Annotated in this window: 18 protein-coding genes; 10 read left to right on the forward strand and 8 right to left on the reverse strand. The window is 51.9% G+C overall.

What is annotated here, in order from left to right; translation table 11 throughout:
- Nucleotides 1-2: 2 nt before the first annotated feature.
- The 4 genes from gcvT to BLP47_RS00410 all read left to right on the forward strand — a co-directional run bounded on the left by gcvT (nt 3) and on the right by BLP47_RS00410 (nt 5,778).
- On the forward strand, nt 3-1,094 hold the full coding sequence (gene gcvT / locus BLP47_RS00395) for a glycine cleavage system aminomethyltransferase GcvT (RefSeq protein ID WP_091849280.1): 1,092 nt from the start codon (nt 3-5) through the stop codon (nt 1,092-1,094).
- Nucleotides 1,095-1,101: 7 nt separating this feature from the next.
- A complete protein-coding gene (gene gcvH, locus BLP47_RS00400) occupies nt 1,102-1,473 on the forward strand; it encodes a glycine cleavage system protein GcvH (RefSeq protein WP_091849281.1) in 372 nt (123 codons plus the stop codon).
- Nucleotides 1,474-4,323 (forward strand): aminomethyl-transferring glycine dehydrogenase, encoded by a 2,850-nt coding sequence (gcvP, locus tag BLP47_RS00405; RefSeq protein ID WP_091849282.1) that lies wholly within the window; start codon nt 1,474-1,476, stop codon nt 4,321-4,323. It begins immediately after the preceding gene.
- 84 nt (nt 4,324-4,407) lie between these two features.
- On the forward strand, nt 4,408-5,778 hold the full coding sequence (locus BLP47_RS00410) for an aldehyde dehydrogenase family protein (RefSeq protein ID WP_249883343.1): 1,371 nt from the start codon (nt 4,408-4,410) through the stop codon (nt 5,776-5,778).
- A 34-nt stretch (nt 5,779-5,812) separates the two neighbouring features.
- Here BLP47_RS00410 and BLP47_RS00415 read toward each other — a convergent pair whose 3' ends face one another.
- The 5 genes from BLP47_RS00415 to hutU form a co-directional block, all read right to left on the reverse strand.
- Nucleotides 5,813-6,193 (reverse strand): type II toxin-antitoxin system death-on-curing family toxin, encoded by a 381-nt coding sequence (locus BLP47_RS00415; RefSeq protein WP_091849284.1) that lies wholly within the window; start codon nt 6,191-6,193, stop codon nt 5,813-5,815.
- Complete coding sequence (locus BLP47_RS00420) at nt 6,190-6,390, reverse strand: hypothetical protein (RefSeq protein WP_157671252.1); 201 nt, start codon at nt 6,388-6,390, stop codon at nt 6,190-6,192. Before BLP47_RS00420 ends, BLP47_RS00415 begins: the two co-directional genes overlap by 4 nt.
- Before the next feature lie 138 nt (nt 6,391-6,528).
- Nucleotides 6,529-8,028 (reverse strand): histidine ammonia-lyase, encoded by a 1,500-nt coding sequence (gene hutH, locus BLP47_RS00425; protein ID WP_091849288.1) that lies wholly within the window; start codon nt 8,026-8,028, stop codon nt 6,529-6,531.
- A complete protein-coding gene (gene hutI, locus BLP47_RS00430) occupies nt 8,029-9,192 on the reverse strand; it encodes an imidazolonepropionase (RefSeq protein WP_371325786.1) in 1,164 nt (387 codons plus the stop codon).
- 2 nt (nt 9,193-9,194) lie between these two features.
- The gene (hutU, locus tag BLP47_RS00435; protein WP_091849290.1) at nt 9,195-10,856 is read right to left on the reverse strand and encodes a urocanate hydratase; all 1,662 of its coding nucleotides are present in this window, start codon (nt 10,854-10,856) and stop codon (nt 9,195-9,197) included.
- Between the two features lie 81 nt (nt 10,857-10,937).
- On the opposite strand from hutU, the gene BLP47_RS00440 reads away from it, so the two are divergent.
- Together BLP47_RS00440 and BLP47_RS00445 are read left to right on the forward strand one after the other, a co-directional pair.
- Complete coding sequence (locus BLP47_RS00440; protein ID WP_091849292.1) at nt 10,938-11,708, forward strand: IclR family transcriptional regulator; 771 nt, start codon at nt 10,938-10,940, stop codon at nt 11,706-11,708.
- Nucleotides 11,701-12,585 carry an arginase family protein gene (locus tag BLP47_RS00445; protein ID WP_091849294.1) on the forward strand — a complete coding sequence of 295 codons (885 nt, stop codon included), beginning with the start codon at nt 11,701-11,703 and terminating at the stop codon, nt 12,583-12,585. Before BLP47_RS00440 ends, BLP47_RS00445 begins: the two co-directional genes overlap by 8 nt.
- Here BLP47_RS00445 and BLP47_RS00450 read toward each other — a convergent pair.
- Together BLP47_RS00450 and BLP47_RS00455 are read right to left on the reverse strand one after the other, a co-directional pair.
- Nucleotides 12,550-12,930: a PIN domain-containing protein gene (locus BLP47_RS00450; protein ID WP_091849296.1), complete on the reverse strand. Its 381-nt coding sequence runs from the start codon at nt 12,928-12,930 to the stop codon at nt 12,550-12,552. The genes BLP47_RS00445 and BLP47_RS00450 overlap by 36 nt on opposite strands.
- A complete protein-coding gene (locus tag BLP47_RS00455) occupies nt 12,930-13,187 on the reverse strand; it encodes a type II toxin-antitoxin system Phd/YefM family antitoxin (protein ID WP_091849298.1) in 258 nt (85 codons plus the stop codon). The genes BLP47_RS00450 and BLP47_RS00455 overlap by 1 nt, the downstream gene beginning before the upstream one ends.
- A gap of 466 nt (nt 13,188-13,653) precedes the next feature.
- Here BLP47_RS00455 and BLP47_RS00465 point away from each other — a divergent pair, with 466 nt between their 5' ends.
- The 4 genes from BLP47_RS00465 to purL all read left to right on the forward strand — a co-directional run bounded on the left by BLP47_RS00465 (nt 13,654) and on the right by purL (nt 17,319).
- Entirely contained in the window at nt 13,654-13,941 is a 288-nt protein-coding gene (locus BLP47_RS00465) for a hypothetical protein (protein WP_091849307.1), read from the forward strand.
- Nucleotides 13,942-14,066: 125 nt separating this feature from the next.
- The gene (gene purS / locus BLP47_RS00470) at nt 14,067-14,315 is read left to right on the forward strand and encodes a phosphoribosylformylglycinamidine synthase subunit PurS (RefSeq protein ID WP_091852747.1); all 249 of its coding nucleotides are present in this window, start codon (nt 14,067-14,069) and stop codon (nt 14,313-14,315) included.
- A 5-nt stretch (nt 14,316-14,320) separates the two neighbouring features.
- On the forward strand, nt 14,321-15,016 hold the full coding sequence (gene purQ / locus BLP47_RS00475) for a phosphoribosylformylglycinamidine synthase subunit PurQ (protein WP_091849308.1): 696 nt from the start codon (nt 14,321-14,323) through the stop codon (nt 15,014-15,016).
- Nucleotides 15,016-17,319, forward strand: a complete 2,304-nt coding sequence (gene purL, locus BLP47_RS00480) for a phosphoribosylformylglycinamidine synthase subunit PurL (RefSeq protein WP_091849309.1) — start codon at nt 15,016-15,018, stop codon at nt 17,317-17,319. The genes purQ and purL overlap by 1 nt, the downstream gene beginning before the upstream one ends.
- On the opposite strand, the gene BLP47_RS00485 is transcribed toward purL, so the two are convergent.
- Nucleotides 17,267-17,962 carry a hypothetical protein gene (locus tag BLP47_RS00485; protein WP_091849316.1) on the reverse strand — a complete coding sequence of 232 codons (696 nt, stop codon included), beginning with the start codon at nt 17,960-17,962 and terminating at the stop codon, nt 17,267-17,269. The two genes, purL and BLP47_RS00485, sit on opposite strands and share 53 nt — an antisense overlap.
- Nucleotides 17,963-18,185: the final 223 nt, after the last annotated feature.

The raw sequence follows: 18,185 nt of genomic DNA on the forward strand, positions 1-18,185 counted from the left end.
ACATGCTAACTACACCGCTATATGCAAAGCACCAATCCCTTGGAGCAAGCTTCACCGATTTCGGTGGCTGGAGTATGCCAATCCGATACGGATCTGACCTGGATGAGCACCACGCGGTGCGAAACTCGGCAGGTCTTTTTGACATCAGCCACATGGGCGAACTCCGTGTAATAGGCGATGCCGCAAGCTTTCTCGATTACGCACTCACGGGGAAGCTCTCCGAACTAAAAAATGGCAAAGCTAAATACACCTTTATTACCGATGGTCAAGGCAATGTGATCGACGATCTAATCGTTTATCGAATGGCCGATGAGGATTTCCTCATAGTCGCAAATGCCTCAAACCGGCATGCGGTGCTTTTGGCGCTGATGGATCGCGCCGAGAATTTTGATGTCGATATTAGAGACGAATCTGAGGACTGGGCGCTGCTAGCGATACAGGGTCCAAAGGCGGCATATATTTTGCAAGCACTCACCGCCACAGATCTAAGCGCCATCAAGTACTACTCGATCGATAAGGCCAAACTCGCAAACCACGAAGTGCTTTTGGCCCGAACCGGATACACCGGCGAGGACGGCTTTGAGGTCTTTATAAAAAGCGAGGCGGCAGAAGCGCTTTGGGATCTACTAATGAGTCAAGGTGGGCAAGAGTTATGTGCTTGCGGGCTGGCCTGCAGAGACACGCTGCGCCTCGAAGCAGGTATGCCGCTTTATGGTCACGAGCTCAACATTGAGACCAACCCCTACCAAGCCGGATTGGGCAGGGCTGTGCGGTTGGATAAAGAAGACTTCCTAGGTCGGGGGGCACTGTTTATTGCATCCACTCAAACCCCCAAAACCAAGCTTTATGGCCTCAAGGGTCAGGGTAAAAGAGCAGCTCGGGCCGATTACCAGTTATACCTTCCCGAGGGCACTGAACCGATTGGAATTGTTACCTCGGGGGCCCTGTCACCCACTCTTGGATATCCAATTGCTATGGCTTTTCTAGATGGGCAATTAAATCTTGAAATTGGTAGCAAAATAGAGGCAGATGTGCGCGGCACACGGGTGGGCTACGAAGTTGTTGAGCTACCTTTTTATAAGCGCGGAAAGTAGATAAGAATTGGGAAATCCGACACACCTCAGTTACACCAAAGAGCACGAGTGGGTTCTGGTCGAAGGCGATGTGGCAACCATCGGCATTACTAAATATGCCGCAGATGCCCTCGGTGAGATTGTTTATGTAGACCTTCCGAAACTCGGCTCTAGCACAACCCATATGAAAATTTGTGGCGAAATCGAATCCACCAAATCTGTTGGAGAGCTCTACGCCCCGATGGATGGCGAAGTGGTTGGTGCCAATACTGCACTTTCGAATGCTCCCGATTTGGTTAATAGCGACCCTTATGGCGAGGGTTGGTTGGTGAAGATAAAATTCACGGCCCTACCTGAGCTAATGACCGCGAGTGACTACGACGCATTGGTTGGAGACTAAGTGACTCAGCAGCATCACCAATTCCAGTTTCGCCACATCGGTCCAAATGCGTCAGAGCAGCAAGAAATGCTCGATTATCTGGGCATGGCTTCACTCGCGGAGCTAATGGAGAAGGCCCTGCCCGAAGCGATTCACTATCGCGGTGCAAGTTTGCTACCGGAGGCCATAAGTGAGGACGATGCTTTAGGCCGTCTGCACGAAATTGCCAGCAAAAACCGCATCACACAGAGTTTTATGGGCTTGGGTTATTACGGCACCAGAACCCCCGGGGTGATTAAGCGCAACGTCTTAGAGAACCCGAGTTGGTACACCGCCTACACCCCCTACCAGCCAGAAATTAGTCAGGGTCGACTAGAGGCGCTAATCAACTATCAAACCATGGTCACCGAACTCACCGGCATGAAGACCTCGAACGCTTCGATGCTTGATGAGTCAACCGCAGTGGTTGAGGCCATGATGATTGCAAAGCGCTCAGCGGCCTCGGAATCCAACGTGTTTTTTGCAGACTCAGATCTTTTCCCTCAAACCAAGGCGCTTTTGGAGCACCGTGCTGAACCACTTGGCATCGTAATTCGCTACTTTGATGCGGCCAATAACCAAGAGCTCGATGAAGAGTGCTTTGGGGCGGTTGTGCAGTATCCGGGAGCCTCTGGTCGAATCGTTGAATTTGAAAACCTCTTTGCCAAAGTCCACGAATTTGGCGGGCTGGCAATCGCCACCGCCGACCTAATGGCGCTGACCCTGATTACTCCCCCGGGAGAAAAGGGTGCCGATGTGGTTTGCGGAACCACCCAGAGATTCGGAATTCCAATGGGCTTCGGAGGGCCGCACGCCGGCTACCTGGCGGTTCGCGAGAAACTAGAGCGCACCATGCCCGGTCGCCTAGTCGGGGTATCGGTGGATGCTGAAGGAGCCCCGGCATACCGCCTAACCTTGCAAACTAGAGAACAACACATCAGGCGCGAAAAGGCCACTTCAAACATTTGCACGGCGCAAGTCCTGCTGGCCGTAATGGCTGGCATGTATGCGGTTTATCACGGCCCAAAAAACCTAAAAGCAATCGCGCTTGAAATTCACCATAAAACCAGCGCCCTGGCCAAGGTCCTAGTAGAAGTCGGGCTTGAGCTTGAACACAGCCATTTCTTCGACACGATTCGAGTTCTCACCCCAAATGCCAACGAGTTCTATGAGGCCGCCAGACAAAAAGATTTGACCATGCTCTTGGTTGATGATGAGATCCTGGGCATTTCGGTAGACGAATCAACTTCTTGGCATCACCTAGCCGAACTCGCCGCCGCATTTGGTGCTCGCGCTCCAAGGGGAGAAGATGCCACCGACCAGCTAAAGAGCCACCGTCAGTCGGCCTATCTCGAGCACCCAGTATTCAACACTCACCATTCTGAAACCGGCATGATGCGCTACCTCAAGCGCTTAGCCGACTTCGACTACGCACTTGATCGCGGAATGATTCCGCTTGGCTCCTGCACCATGAAGCTCAACTCGGTCACCGAGATGGAAGCAGTTACCTGGCCAGAATTCGCCAACCTTCACCCGTTTGCTCCGGCCGAAGACACCCAAGGCTACATGGAACTCATCACCGAGCTCTCGAGCTGGCTCAGCGACATCACCGGCTACGAGGCAGTGTCACTTCAGCCAAACGCTGGAAGTCAGGGTGAGCTTGCCGGCCTACTGGCAATCCGCGGCTACCACCGCTCACGTGGTGATTTCCAAAGAAGCATCTGCCTAATTCCTTCCAGCGCCCACGGCACCAATGCCGCGAGCGCCGTATTGGCTGGAATGGACGTTGTGGTTGTGCAGTGTGATGAAGACGGCAACGTGGACTTTCATGACCTCACAAGAAACATTGCCGAGGCTGGCGACAGACTCGCAGCGCTAATGATCACCTACCCATCAACCCACGGCGTTTACGAAGAGGCAGTAGTTGAGATCTGCGATTTGGTTCACTCCGCAGGGGGCCAGGTCTACATCGACGGCGCTAATACCAACGCGGTGGTCGGCTATGCGAAGTTTGGCGATTTTGGTGGAGATGTTTCGCACCTAAATCTCCACAAAACCTTCTGCATCCCGCACGGCGGTGGTGGACCCGGTGTTGGTCCGGTAGTTGCAAGAAGTCACCTGCAAGAATTCCTTCCCGGCCATTCAATGGCCCAAGCCGAATTACCGAAATACGGCCCGGTCTCTGGTGCTCCCTTTGGTTCTGCAAGCATCCTCCCGATCTCCTGGGCCTATGTCCAGATGATGGGGAATGAGGGACTGATGAATGCAACCGCGGTCGCCGTTCTGAGCGCAAACTATGTGGCAAAGAAGCTGGCCGACGCCTTCCCGCTCTTATACACCGGCAAGAACGGCCTCATCGCCCACGAAGCCATCATTGACATTCGCCCGCTTCAGAATGAGGCCGGGGTTGGTAATGATGATGTTGCAAAGAGACTGATTGATTACGGCTTCCACGCACCAACCATGAGCTTCCCAGTTTCTGGAACCCTAATGATTGAGCCAACCGAGTCCGAACCGAAGCAGGAGATTGATCGTTTTATCGATGCCATGCTCGCGATTAGGGCCGAGGCTCAAAAGGTCCAGGATGGCGATTGGCCAAAGGACAACAACCCCTTGGTAAATGCCCCACACACCGCTAGTCAAATGGCTGGTGAATGGGATCACCCATACACAAGACAAGAGGCTGTTTACCCTGCAGGTGCCGAACCCAAGGGCAAGTATTGGCCGCCGGTCCGAAGAATTGATGGGGCATTCGGGGATAGAAACCTCACCTGCACCTGCCCACCGATTGAGAGCTTCATAACCACTCCCAGCCGTATCTCTAGTAGCTAAAGCCAATGTCCGCCCAACTGAGCTCAAAAACATAAATTTCGGTTTTGAGTTGAGTAATTTGACCAGATTGAGGCCCCAATGACCATGAAGACTGTAAACCCTGCCACCGAAGAAACAGAGTTCGAGGTTGATCTGCACACACCTCAAGAGGTTGAGGCCCGCTTGAAATTGGCCCAAGAGGCTCACGAAACACTTCGTGCCATGAGCTTCTCCGAGCGTGCGGTTTTGATGATGGCGGCTGCAGACATAATCGAAGCTGAGGTTGAAGCAACCGCAATCATCCTGACTCGTGAAATGGGTAAGCCCATATCTCAATCCAGGGGTGAGGTCTTGAAGTGTGCGAAAAACATGCGCTTCTATGCTGCGAAATCTGAAGAATTTTTGGCGCCCCAGAAATTAGCAGATCCTTCCCAAGTCGGAGCAAGTTCAGCCATGGGAATTTGGCAGCCACTGGGAGTCGTGTTGGCCGTAATGCCCTGGAACTTTCCGCTCTGGCAAGTGATCAGGTTTGCTGCTCCCGCCCTAATGGCGGGTAACTCGGGGGTTTTGAAGCACGCTTCTAACGTGCCCCAAACTGCCCTTTACCTAGATGACCTGTTCACCCGCGCCGGTTTTCCAAAGGGTGCTTTTTCAACCCTAATGATTTCGGCTTCTTCGGTTGCCGCAGTAATTGATGACTGGAGAATTAGAGCCGTAACCCTCACCGGGTCAGAGCCTGCGGGACGCGCGGTTGCGGCCCAAGCCGGCGGTCAAATAAAGCCATCGGTTATGGAACTTGGGGGCTCGGACGCTTTTATTGTGACATCGAATGCGGACGTGGAAGCGGCTGCTGCCATCGCCGTGACGGCTCGAATCAATAACAATGGGCAGTCTTGCGTAGCCGGAAAACGCTTTTTAGTATTTGCAGATGTTTACGACCAGTTTCTCGAGAGTTTTGTGGCGAAGATGAAGGCCCTAAAGATGGGCGACCCCCTTGATGAAACCACTCAGCTTGGACCCCTTGCTACCAAAAATGGCAAGAGAGACATCATCGAGCTAGTGGAGGACGCCAAGTCCAAGGGTGCCAGGATATTGTGCGGAGGTGAGACTCCCGAGGGTCCCGGTTACTTCTACCCCGCAACAGTTATTGATCAGCTCACCGATGACATGAAGTTGGTCATGGAAGAGGCTTTTGGTCCAGTGGCAAGCGTTTATCGAGTCGCAAATAAAGAGGAGGCAATCAAGATTGCCAACCAAACCACCTTTGGACTCTCCTCTGCAATCTGGAGCCAGGATGCTTCAGAGCAGGATTACTTTATTGAGCACCTTGCAGCTGGAGCGGTATTTGTGAACGGAATGACCGTCTCGTACCCCGAATTAGCTTTTGGTGGTATCAAGGATTCAGGCTTTGGGCGAGAGTTATCGGATGCCGGGATAAAGGAGTTCTGCAACCTGAAGACGGTTTGGAAGGCTTAGCTAAAGCATGGGCTGTTTGGGCCTTTTTGCATTATCAAAATGCACCTGGTCGCGGCACCAAGTGACTTTTAATTATTTTCGCGGCCATTTCCAAGGTCAGGGCATCCGTGGCTAGGCCAATTGTCATGTCGAAGGCTTCGTCGCTCGTCATATCGTGCAGGTAGCCATTAGCTGCGATAAAAGAGACAAACAGCAACCAGCCAGTTCTCTTGTTCCCGTCCATCAATGGACGATTTTTTATGAGTGAGTGCATCATGGCGGCGGCCTTGGTGGACAGGTCCGGATAGGCGTCTTCTCCAAATAAAGAGGTCTTTGGCCTTGCCAAAGCAGAATCTAAAAGGCCGATATCTTTGACTCGAAAGCCTAGAAACGCGATTTGTTCTAGTGCGTCCTCAAGATCGAGGTAGACGGTCACGCGTCAGCAAGCCTCTCCATTAGGTCTTTATCGTGAGTCATTACATATTTGCGAGCAAATTCAAGATCACGCTTTTTCCTAGAGTGATTCTCGGCCATTAGCATGGCCTCGATAAGCGCTTTCTGCTTGGAAAGGTTTAGCTGTTTCGCCAACCTCTCTAGGATTATCTCTTCGTCCGGGGTTAGTCGTATTGTCATGGCCATGAGGGTAATGGTATCAAGATGACACCACTTCGCAAATATCACATCTGTGGATAACTTTAGGATTTGGATTGCTGTGGAGAACTCTATGAGTTAGCAAAAGCCTGGCGGCTCAAAACGTCTTACCAAAGCACTTCAGCGTTGCGGCTTCAAGAGCTCCTCGGCGTCTGTTAGCTCTTGACTCAGATCACGGTCCGGTCCACTTCCTGGCACCTTTTCACGAAGTATCTGAATTAATGCTCCGGTTACTGGGGCTGGCCGAAGCGGTGCCCTGAGCTCTACCGCCCTGGCGGCCGCTACCAACTCGATTGCAAAAATGCGCCTGAGGTTATCGATTGCCTTGCGCAGTTTTCTAGCGGCATGCCAACCCATTGAAACGTGGTCCTCTTGCATTGCAGAGGATGGAATTGAGTCAACGCTCGCTGGAACTGCCAGCCTCTTATTCTCCGAGACCATGGCCGCCTGGGTGTATTGGGCAATCATGAGCCCGGAATCCACGCCGGCATCTTGAGCCAAAAAGTGCGGCAATCCACGGTTTCTTGAAACATCCAAGAACCTATCGGTTCTTCGTTCAGAAATGGAACCGAGGTCGGCAATCGCGATCGCTAGAAAGTCCAGCACATAACCCACTGGGGCTCCGTGGAAGTTACCGTTTGAGGTGATTTCTCCGGAAGCCAGGACTACCGGATTATCGATGATTGCCCTGATCTCGCGCTCGGCGACTAGGCGTGCGTGGCTGATGGTGTCTCTAACCGCCCCGGAGACCTGGGGGGCGCAGCGTAGTGAGTAGGAGTCCTGCACGACCCCATCGCCATGGCGATGGGAGGCTACGATCTCACTGCCTTGCAGTGCTGCATACATATTTGCAGCACTAACTGCTTGGCCAGGGTGTGGCCGAAGTGGCTCGTGTAGTTCGGGCCTCAGGGTCTGATCGGTGCCGAGCTGCCCCTCAACACTCATTGCAGCAATAACATCGCCCTGGTCGAGCAAAAGGTCTAAGTCACTCAGTGCCAAAGCCAACATCCCCAGCATGCCGTCGGTGCCATTGATCAATGCAAGGCCTTCTTTTTCTTTGAGCTCAACCGGATCAATGCCGGCAGTTCGCAATAGTTCAAGCACCGGGCGCTCTAGGCCATCTGGCCCAAAAGCTCTTCCTTCACCCATTAGCACCATGGCGCAGTGGGCCAGTGGCGCCAAGTCTCCCGAACACCCTAAAGAGCCATACTCCAAAACCCTTGGAGTGATCCCCGCGTTCAATAAAGCGGCATAGTTCTGGGCAATGATTGGCCGCACCCCGGTTTGACCAGAGCACATTGTTTTGAGCCTGAGGAACATCAGCGCTCGGACGACCTCAACTTCAATGGGATCGCCCATGCCGGCGGCATGAGAACGAATCAATGACTTCTGCAGCTGAGAGCGGTCATTTGGTGAAATATGCTTTTGAGCTAAAGCACCGAACCCAGTTGATATCCCATAAACCGGGGTTTCGGAAGCGGCTAGGTTTTCGATGTGCGCCCTGGTTTTGGCCATGGCATCCAGCGACTCTTGGCTAATCTCTACTTTCGCCAAGTTTCGAGCCACTGCCACGGTCTCTTCGAGAGTGGGTGGCCTAAGCGAGAGAACTACCTGATTCATTTATTTCCTTTCAAAAACTTTTTTACCAGCAACAAATGTTTGAGTCACAAGCTGGACTCCCGGGCGATAGGCAAAATAGAAGTGGTTCGGGGCATCGAGCACGGCAAAATCAGCCCGGTTGCCCTCAGTTATATTGCCCAGAGTGTCATCCCTAAGAGCATTCGCACCGCCTATTGTGGCGGCATAAAAAGCCTGGTCCACGCTCAAGCCCATCTCTCTAACTGCAACCGCTATGCAAAAACCCATCGATGTGGTGAAACTCGATCCCGGGTTGCAATCGGTAGCAATCGCTATCCGAGCCCCGGCATTCAGCAAGCGCCCTGCGTTTGGATACGCAGACCTAGTAGAAAACTCGGCGCCGGGCAGAAAGGTCGCAACCGTATTGCCCCCCGCCAAAAGGTCAACGTCGTGATCGCTTAAATGAGTGCAATGATCAGCTGAAGCGCAGTCCAACTCGATAGCCAAATCAATCGCCCCAATGTTGCGAATCTGGTTGGCGTGGATTCTTGGTTTGAGGCCCCTGGCAATTCCAGCCAATAACACCCGACGGCTTTGCTCAAGATCAAAGGCACCTTCATCGCAAAAAACATCAATCCACTTTGCCAAGGGTGCAGCCGCCTCTAACATCTCACCGGTCACCAAATCAACATAACTATCGGGGTTTGCCCCTAGAGGAACCAAGTGAGCGCCCAAAAAAGTTGTGTCCTCGGTGAATTCGCGAGCCACCTCCAGCGAGATCCGCTCGGTTTCAACATCGAGACCGTAGCCGCTTTTTGCCTCAAAATGCGTTATTCCACCGGCGAATAGTTCGCTCTGGAGTCTTTGCAGGTTGGCTCGAAGTTCGTTTTTGGATGCCGCACGAGTAGCCGTCACGGTCGAGTTGATGCCGCCGGCCTGATAGGTTTCTCCCGCCATTCGCGCGGCGAACTCGAGTTCTCTCGAGCCTGCAAAAACAGGATGAGCGTGAGAATCAACAAAGCCGGGTATTACACAACCGCCTTCAACATCAAGCCGAGCATCGCAAGCCGGAGCCTTTGACTCCTCACCGACCCAAATAATTTTGTCACCCTCAACTGCGAAGGCATGCTTTTTCTTTTGGTGGACAACTCCCCACATCGAGTCATTGATGATCAATGACCCGATGTTGCCCACAAGATAAGCCACTATTACTCGGTATCTAGCATTGGAACGTGAACGTGCTTTTGTCTTGCAACATCTTTTGCCAGATCGTATCCAGCATCAGCGTGTCTAATGACACCCATGCCGGGGTCATTGGTTAGCACTCGCGCGAGTTTCTGAGCTGCCAACTCGGTTCCGTCAGCCACTGAAACCTGGCCGGCGTGAATCGATCTACCCATGCCAACCCCGCCGCCATGGTGAATCGAAACCCAGGAGGCGCCGGAGGCGGTGTTCAGCATCGCGTTGAGAAGCGGCCAGTCTGCAATTGCATCGGAACCATCCAGCATCGATTCGGTCTCTCTATATGGCGATGCCACCGAACCGCAGTCCAAGTGATCTCTACCGATAACTATCGGTGCCGAAACCTCGCCCTTTCGAACCAACTCGTTGAAAGCGAGGCCAGCCTTATCGCGCTCCCCATATCCCAACCAGCAGATTCTCGCCGGCAAGCCTTGAAAGGCGACTCGGTCTTGCGCGAGATTAATCCAACGTCTCAGGTGCTTATTTTCTGGAAATAGTTCGAGCACTGCTTGGTCGGTGCGATAAATGTCTTTCGGATCTCCCGAAAGTGCTACCCACCTGAAAGGCCCCTTGCCCTCACAAAATAATGGCCGAATATAAGCCGGTATGAAGCCGGGGAACTTAAAGGCGTTTGAATACCCACCCTGTCGGGCTTCGTCTCTGATCGAGTTTCCATAATCAAAAACCTCGGCTCCCATTTCCATAAAGCCAACCATCGCCTCAACGTGCTTGGCCATAGAGGCCTGCGCTCTTTTGGTGAAGTCTTCTGGGTTAGATTCCGCATACTCTCGGGCCTGATCGAGCTCAACACCTTCGGGGATGTAATACATCGGATCGTGGGCCGAGGTTTGATCAGTCACGATATCAAAAGGAACTTCTCTTTTTAGTAGCTCGGGGAACACTGTTGCAGCATTGCCGACAAGACCAACTGAGATGGCTTTATTTTGAGCTTTATACCTCACGACTCGCTCGATGGCATCATCGATATTGTCTGCAATCTCATCCAGGTAGCGAGTCTCGATGCGACGACGGAGCCTGGACTCATCAATATCCACTATCAAACAGGTACCCTCATTCATCGTGACAGCAAGCGGTTGGGCACCACCCATGCCACCGCAGCCGCCGGTGAGGGTCAGCGTGCCTTTTAGGGTTCCACCAAACTTCTTTTCCGCAACTTGAGCAAAAGTCTCATAGGTGCCCTGCAGAATTCCCTGGGTGCCGATGTATATCCAGGAACCCGCGGTCATCTGCCCATACATTGTTAGGCCAAGCTGCTCGAGTCTTCTAAATTCCGGCCAAGTGGCCCAGTCCCCCACAAGATTTGAGTTGGCGATTAGCACTCTCGGGGCCCACTCATGGGTCTGAAAGACACCGACCGGCTTGCCGGATTGAACCAGCATCGTCTCGTCGTTTTTTAGATTTGTGAGGGTCTTAACGATGGCGTCAAAGCTCTCCCAATTTCTGGCAGCCTTACCGTTGCCGCCATAAACAATTAGCTGGTCTGGGTGTTCGGCAACCGCCGGGTCCAAATTATTATGCAGCATTCGAATCGCTGCTTCTTGCTGCCAGCCTTGGGCGGTGAGGTTACTGCCGGTTGCGGCGTGGAGGATGCGCGTCCTTGCGTTCATAATCAAATTTCACTTGAAAATACCCTCAGAAACAATCGCAATTTAGCCTCAAGTGTCTGAAATCTCAGACATAATCTAGGCATGACTAGAGTGCCTGCGGCCGCAAGAACACTCGCGCTCCTGCAGACCCTTGCCCAAATTGGCCAGCCCGCTTCAGCCGACCGCTTAGCAAAACGATTAAACATCCCACGTTCCTCTTGTTACCAGCTTCTGGAGGTGTTGGAAGAAGCGGGATTTGCAATCCACTATGAAAAAGAAAAGCGCTGGGGCCTAGGGCTTTCCGCTTGGGAATTAGGCAGCGCTTATCGCCGCCACGAGCCGCTAGAAAGGCTGGCAAGACCGGCACTTAGAGAACTGGTCGCCAGCTATCAGCCCAAAACCGCAGTGGTTGGGCACCTGGGGGTGCTGGATGGTTCAGATGTGCTTTATCTATTAGAGGAGCGCCCAGCAAAATCTCTCAAGCTAGTAACAGATATTGGAGTCAGGCTGCCGGCACACCTAACCGCCTCCGGTAGATCAATGCTTGCCTTTTTGGAAACCAAACAACTCAATGCATCCTTTTCTAATAAACAACTGGCCACAAGAACACAACTCGGTCCGAAGAATATCAAAGAGCTCCTGGGGGCCCTTGAAGTTGAGCGCAATCAGGGCTTTGCCTTAGAAGTTGATGAGGTGAGCTTGGGTTACGCCTCGGTTGGTGTGGCGATCAGAGACGGTCTCGGTCACCCCATTGCTGGCATCGCCCTTACGCTTCAGTCAATTGAACTCGGAAAGCTAGAGTTAGCTGAAATAGCAAAGCGGCTATCTGGTGCGGCAGCAGAAACATCGAGAAAGTTTGGTCATCATGGCTGAGGACATCAAATGGCAAAGAGCTAGCTCACTGATTTCAACTGCAGCCTCGCCAATCGGTTTACTAGATATCCCGGCTCATAAAACCTCAATCAGTCCAACCAACGCTCACCTCACCCCAACTGCAATTAGAGAAGCGCTCAAGAGATACTCCACCTTTAGCTATTCGACTGGAACCGATTTAGCCACCATCTCGATTCAAGATTTGGGTCGGATTCAGGACCCGGATCAAAACGAGCAAATCACAATTGAAACTATTCGGTCTCAAAACAAGGAGCTGCTGATTGCACTGGGCGGAGATAACTCCATAACTTTTGCCGCAGCGCTTGGAGTTTTCGGGACTGATTTACCAAGTGCCACGCTCATCACTTTGGATGCCCACCACGATCTAAGAGATGGCCTCTCAAACGGCAGCCCAGTGAGAAGGCTCATCGAGGCCGGGCTTAATCCCAAAAATATTATTCAAATTGGCATAAATGACTTTTCTAATTCCAACGAATATGCCCAACTAGCCAAGGATCTTGGCATCCGAGTCATCTCGCGCACCAGCTTGGCCCAGATGGGCATCGAACAAGCCTGCGAACTAGCCCTAGCGAACGCCAAGGGCCCAATATTTATAGATGTCGATGTCGATGTTTGCGATTTGAGCGTTGCCCCTGGCTGCCCAGCAGCAGCCCCGGGGGGAATTAGCGCCCTCGAACTTCGCCAAGCGGTTCGCACTCTTTTAAAAAGCTCTAAAGTTCGCGGGATGGACATCACCGAAATCGATGCATCACGGGACACCGAGGACCAAAGAACAATCCGCTTAGGGGCGCTTGTAGTTTTGGAGGCGTTAGCAGGCTACCTAAATCGTGGCGTCCTTGATCCAGGCAAAATCTAGACTCAACAGGCGGCGGTCAGCGGTATAAAAATTCATGCCCTCCGAGCCGGCCTGCGAAATAAGCAGTCGATCAATTGAATCCGTGTTTAGAAGGGTCCCAAACCGCTTGGCCTGCATTGAATGCGAACCGTAGAGCGGAAGTTCGCTGAGCCCAAAAGACTCAATGACTTTTATTAGATCTTCTGGAAGCTGGTAGCCCAGCTTTCGTTCTACTTGAGAAAGTTCAAAGATGCTCAGTGGCGAAAAAAATGCCTGCCCAATTCGGTCAAACCTTCTGGCAAGGTCTTTACCAATATTTTTTGGCTGAAACAAGAACCATGCCAGCACGTGCGTATCGAGAAGCATCAGAGTTCAATCTGGTCCAGGTTTTGCTGCCAGGCGTCAAATTCATCGCCCATGTCAAAAAACTCTGGAGTGAGCTCAGGCCAGTTTTTTGCTTCAGTTGCCAACGCTCCAAGTTCAAGTCTGGGCTTTTCCAGGCCCTTAATCTCTGCGATGGGTATTCCGTGTCTTGTGATCACTATCTGATTTCCCTCCAATGCCTCATCAAGTAATTTTGATAACTCGGTTTTAGCCTGATATACGCTCACTAGCTTTCTCATTCTGCAATTATAAATAAGTTTGACTAGTTTGACTATAAATACTCTGTGATCAGAAGTGTGCCAAATTTGACTGTGTGCTTTAGGAGATGACGGATCCGGATCACTCCTTATTCTTAGTTGCTGGCGACAACGACGAAAATCAGGCCTTACCCCCAAGCTTTTCGAGACACTGGTTTTCAACAGATGTCTAAAGTGGTAAGAATTCCAAAACTGTCAAGCCCTAGCATCACTTCATGTCTCGCCTCAACAATTGGCCCAAGCACCCGAATAAGGACCTCGAAAAACTCATGAGGGAATTAGATCTGGCTAATTGGATTGTCGTCAAGAGAAAAAAATACTATCGGGCGGAATGCCCATGCGGGCAGCACGCCAAGATGATTCACATGACCCCTTCCAGCGCTTATTATGTAAATCAGTTGAGGCAATTTTTGAGGAACCGCACCTGCTATGAGAATGGAGGCTCAAGATGAGCGTTCGAGTGAGTTTAGATTTTCTTGCTCCAGCTGACCTGGATCTCGAGACTGCATTTGACCAGCTATCCGACCTGCTGGAGGAATTTGATGGCAAAGAACTTCTGGACCTGGATGCTGGACTTTCCAGGGACATGCGCCTAATTCATATTTCGGCAGAATCTTCTGGTGCCGATTTCGGTTCCACCGACCTAAGAATTAGAGCGGCGTTGGTGCTTCTCATTTCCGAGGTTTCTCCAAAGTTCGAACTTGTTAAGACATCCTCATTTTTGGCAGTGGCCTGAGCGTCCCTAGTCAAGCTTCGAAATAGATGCGGGCCAGCAATCGCCTAAACTAATGATTTAGCGCAGTGCTGCGACAAAACCCATCCATCCCGAAACTGGTTAGACCAGCAAACCGAAGGGGAACAGTGCCAAAGATAATCGTTGAGATCATGCCCAAGCAGGATATTTTAGACCCTCAGGGAAAAGCAGTCTCTAACGCACTGCACCGAGCCGGAAATAAGAGCATCTCAAACGTTCGCATCGGCAAACGAATCGAACTTCACTTCGAAAACGAAATAACAGACGCGGACCTAGAAAACGCTAAGGAGTTAGCCCAAAGCTTTCTGTCCAACGATGTGATTGAAGACGTTGTGAACGTCTTCAAAGAGGTTTAACCCTTATGAAAATTGGCGTAATCACATACCCGGGAACCCTCGATGACCGCGATGCCCAAAGAGCCATTCGGCTAGCGGGCGGAACGCCGGTTCCGCTCTGGCATGCCGATAGCGATCTAAAAAAAGTTGACGCTGTTGTGTTGCCAGGTGGGTTTAGCTACGGAGACTATTTACGCTGTGGCGCTATCGCCGCCCAAGCTCCCGCAACCCAGGAAGTAGTAAAACTGGCAGCCCAGGGGCTGCCAGTGCTTGGCATTTGCAACGGCTTCCAGGTGCTAGTCGAGGCGCACTTATTGCCCGGCGGGCTAATCAGAAACGAGAAGCAGCACTTTATCTGCCGCGACCAAAAGCTGCGCGTTGAGAATAACCAAACCGCGTGGACCAACCTTTTTGAAAAGGACCAAGAAATCACCATTCCCTTGAAAAACGGTGAGGGTGGCTACATCGCATCTGAAGAGACCCTCAAGATGCTCGAAGCCGAGAACCGAGTGGTCTTCCGCTACCTAGACCTAAACCCGAATGGTTCTATGAATGACATTGCCGGGCTCACAAATGAGCGTGGCAATGTTTTGGGCCTCATGCCCCACCCCGAGCACGCGGTGGAGCCCGGCTTTGGACCCGACACTGAGATTGCAATGCGCTCCGGAACAGATGGCCTAAAGTTTTTTGAAAGTGTTTTGAAGGCATTGGTGAACGCATAATGACGACCGAGATTTCGAAAAAACCCATAAACGTAGACACCGTTACCCAAGCCTCTCAAGAGCCAGAGAAGTCCCAACCCTGGGCTGAGCTAGGCCTCAAACAAGACGAGTATCTGGAAATCAAAAACATTTTGGGCAGACGCCCAACCTCATCCGAGCTAGCAATGTATTCGGTGATGTGGTCTGAGCACTGCAGCTATAAGTCCTCCAAGATCTACCTCCGTCAATTTGGCGAGAAGGTCACCCCTGAGATGAAAAAACACCTCATGGTGGGCATGGGTGAGAACGCCGGTGTGGTGGATATCGGTGAGGGCCTAGCCGTCACCTTCAAGGTTGAGAGCCACAACCACCCAAGCTATATCGAACCCTTTCAAGGCGCTGCCACCGGGGTCGGTGGCATCGTTAGGGACATTCTGACTATGGGGGCCAGGCCCATTGCAGTAATGGATCAGCTTCGCTTTGGAGCTCCAGAACATCCCGACACCGCCAGAGTGGTTCACGGGGTAGTTGACGGCATCAGCTTCTATGGCAACTGCCTAGGTCTTCCTAACATCGGTGGCGAAACAGTCTTTGACAGCGTCTATCAGGGCAACCCCCTAGTAAATGCCCTATCAATCGGTTCGATGAAGCACGAAGACATCAAGCTTGCCAAAGCATCAAACCCCGGCGACCTAGTAATTCTTTTCGGAGCCAGAACCGGCGCCGATGGAATCGGCGGGGTTTCCGTCCTAGCCTCAGAGACTTTTGATGCCTCGGGTCCAACCAAACGCCCAGCGGTTCAGGTCGGCGACCCATTTGCCGAGAAGGTTTTGATTGAGTGCTGCTTAGAGCTCTTTCACGCTGGCGTAGTTGCCGGTATTCAAGATCTAGGTGGTGCAGGTATTTCTTGCGCGACATCGGAGCTTGCATCAAACGGCGGCAAGGGCATGCGAGTGCAATTGCAGAACGTGCTTCTAAGAGATGAATCGCTCACCCCCGAAGAGATTCTGATGTCGGAGTCTCAAGAGCGCATGTGTGCGATTGTGCCGGTAGACAAGCTCGAGTCTTTCGAAAAGATTGTAAATAAGTGGGAAGTTGAATACTCGGTTCTTGGAGATGTAATCGACGAGGACCGTCTCTATATCAACTGGGGCGATCAAGAGATCGTGAACGTGCCACCAAGGACTGTGGCTCACGATGGCCCGGTCTATGAGCGCCCAGTTTCATACCCAAGCTACCAAGACGCGCTAAATGCCAACTCCTCAAAGAGCCTCAAGCGAGCCGAGACCCCAGCCGAGCTCGCAGAGCAATTGCTCAAGCTAATCTCCAGCCCGAACCAAGCCGATAAGTCTTGGATCACGGCGCAATACGACCACTACGTGATGGGTAACACGGCCCTAGCAATGCCGGATGATTCCGGCATGGTTCGAGTTTCTGAGACCACCGGTTTGGGTGTCGCGCTAGCTACCGATGCCAATGGCAAGTACTGCTTCCTAAACCCCTACGAAGGCGCACGCCAGGCACTGGCCGAGGCCTATCGAAACGTTGCGGTTACCGGAGCGGTTCCAAGGGCGGTCACAAACTGTTTGAACTTCGGAAGCCCTGAAAACCCAGAGGTGATGTGGCAATTCAAAGAGGCCACGGCGGGGTTAGCTGATGCATGTCTAGAACTTGGCATCCCAGTCACCGGCGGAAACGTTAGCTTCTATAACCAATCTGGCGATCAAGCCATCTACCCAACCCCGGTGGTTGGAGTCCTCGGTGTCATCGACAACGTGGCAAGAAGAATCCCTTCCGGTTGGCAAGACGATGGCAACAACATCTATTTGCTTGGCACAAGCTACGACGAACTAGACGGTTCGGCTTGGGCCAAGGACCTCTATGACCACCTAGGTGGTCAACCACCAAAGGTTGACCTCAAAAAAGAGAAACAACTCGGAGACCTCCTGCATGGCGCAGCCATGCAGGGCATCATCGAATCCGCCCACGATGTCTCCGAAGGAGGCCTCGGTATTGCAGTTATCGAGTCGGCGCTCAGGTTTAATGTTGGAGCCAGGGTTTGGTTCACCGAGGTTATGGAGCGCGACAACATTGATGCCACCGCCGTCTTATTCTCAGAGTCTCAGGCCAGAGTCATTGTGACTGTTGGCCGCGAGGATGACGTGAAGTTCCAGGCGCTTTGTGAAGCAAGGGGTGTTCCTTGCCTAAGAATCGGCGTAACAGACAAATCTTCAGATTCAATCGAAATCAAAGACTTAGCCATCTTCTCACTCAATGAGGTTCGTGAGGCTTGGAGAAAGACTTTGCCTGAGTTATTCGGATAAGTATTTCCGGAGTCCTGGAGTTCTTCCTTATGAAATCAGCTAATCGGCGGTCAATGTCGTTAGCGACCATGATGACCAAGTCAAAGTCGTCTTGAAGATTTCTGTGCAGAATTCTATGTTGATGGGCAATTCTGTTCCTAAGAGCCTTGATTCGGGCCAGCCTGTCTCCTAAAGCGGAAATGCTTCTTCCATTAACGCCCAAAAATATGCCTCGAAGATCTAAATTTAGCCTCAAGAAACGTTTTCCTAGCAAAGCAGTCCAAAAGCCCAAGGTGAGTTCTGCCAAGACATCCTCATGAGTTACCCGTGGCTTGTCGCGAACTACTTGAAGCTTTGCGGACTTTATCTTTTCCAATAGGTGGGCGCCTCCAAGATTCCTAATCTCACCAGATGGGTCATCCAGCCATGAGCCGCAGAAGCCCTGATTTGCCAGTCTTTCAACTAAGGCTGAGTCCAAGAGGTTCCTCAGGGCAAGCTCAACATGCGAAACGTCTTCGAGGATAGAAGCGCCAAGCTCCTGGTTCCACTTAGAAATCTTCCAGAGTGGTTCTTTCGGCGCGACCAATTGCAATGCTTGGCTCCGCGAGACACCCAGCCAAGTTTCAAGCAGCTGATTTTCCAACGATTGACTTGAATCATCCATTGCATTACTCTTTCTTCATAGCTCCGGAACAGGTCCCTGTAACACGAAAGTGTCGATCAAACCCCCGGGGTTCTTCACTTTAAGGTCTGCTCTTAAGAAGCAGAAGCCCCGATTGTCATCCTGTGGAGAACCAGCGAAGTCGAGGCTCTCGCAATTCAGGAAACAGACTCGGATAGGGGCTCTTTACTGGCAGCCCGAGTTCTTGGGTCTAGACACTCTTGAC

Origin of the sequence: Candidatus Aquiluna sp. UB-MaderosW2red, assembly GCF_900100865.1 — a bacterium.
Taxonomy (GTDB): Bacteria; Actinomycetota; Actinomycetes; order Actinomycetales; family Microbacteriaceae; genus Aquiluna.

Coding starts and splice junctions, on each gene's coding strand:
- gcvT (WP_091849280.1), top strand. CDS start 3: ATGCTAACTACACCGCTATATGCAAAGCACCAATCCCTTGGAGCAAGC.
- BLP47_RS00410 (WP_249883343.1), top strand. CDS start 4,408: ATGAAGACTGTAAACCCTGCCACCGAAGAAACAGAGTTCGAGGTTGAT.
- BLP47_RS00420 (WP_157671252.1), bottom strand. CDS start 6,390: ATGACAATACGACTAACCCCGGACGAAGAGATAATCCTAGAGAGGTTG.
- hutH (WP_091849288.1), bottom strand. CDS start 8,028: ATGAATCAGGTAGTTCTCTCGCTTAGGCCACCCACTCTCGAAGAGACC.
- hutU (WP_091849290.1), bottom strand. CDS start 10,856: ATGAACGCAAGGACGCGCATCCTCCACGCCGCAACCGGCAGTAACCTC.
- BLP47_RS00440 (WP_091849292.1), top strand. CDS start 10,938: ATGACTAGAGTGCCTGCGGCCGCAAGAACACTCGCGCTCCTGCAGACC.
- BLP47_RS00445 (WP_091849294.1), top strand. CDS start 11,701: ATGGCTGAGGACATCAAATGGCAAAGAGCTAGCTCACTGATTTCAACT.
- BLP47_RS00450 (WP_091849296.1), bottom strand. CDS start 12,930: ATGCTTCTCGATACGCACGTGCTGGCATGGTTCTTGTTTCAGCCAAAA.
- BLP47_RS00455 (WP_091849298.1), bottom strand. CDS start 13,187: ATGAGAAAGCTAGTGAGCGTATATCAGGCTAAAACCGAGTTATCAAAA.
- BLP47_RS00465 (WP_091849307.1), top strand. CDS start 13,654: ATGAGCGTTCGAGTGAGTTTAGATTTTCTTGCTCCAGCTGACCTGGAT.
- purQ (WP_091849308.1), top strand. CDS start 14,321: ATGAAAATTGGCGTAATCACATACCCGGGAACCCTCGATGACCGCGAT.
- purL (WP_091849309.1), top strand. CDS start 15,016: ATGACGACCGAGATTTCGAAAAAACCCATAAACGTAGACACCGTTACC.
- BLP47_RS00485 (WP_091849316.1), bottom strand. CDS start 17,962: ATGGATGATTCAAGTCAATCGTTGGAAAATCAGCTGCTTGAAACTTGG.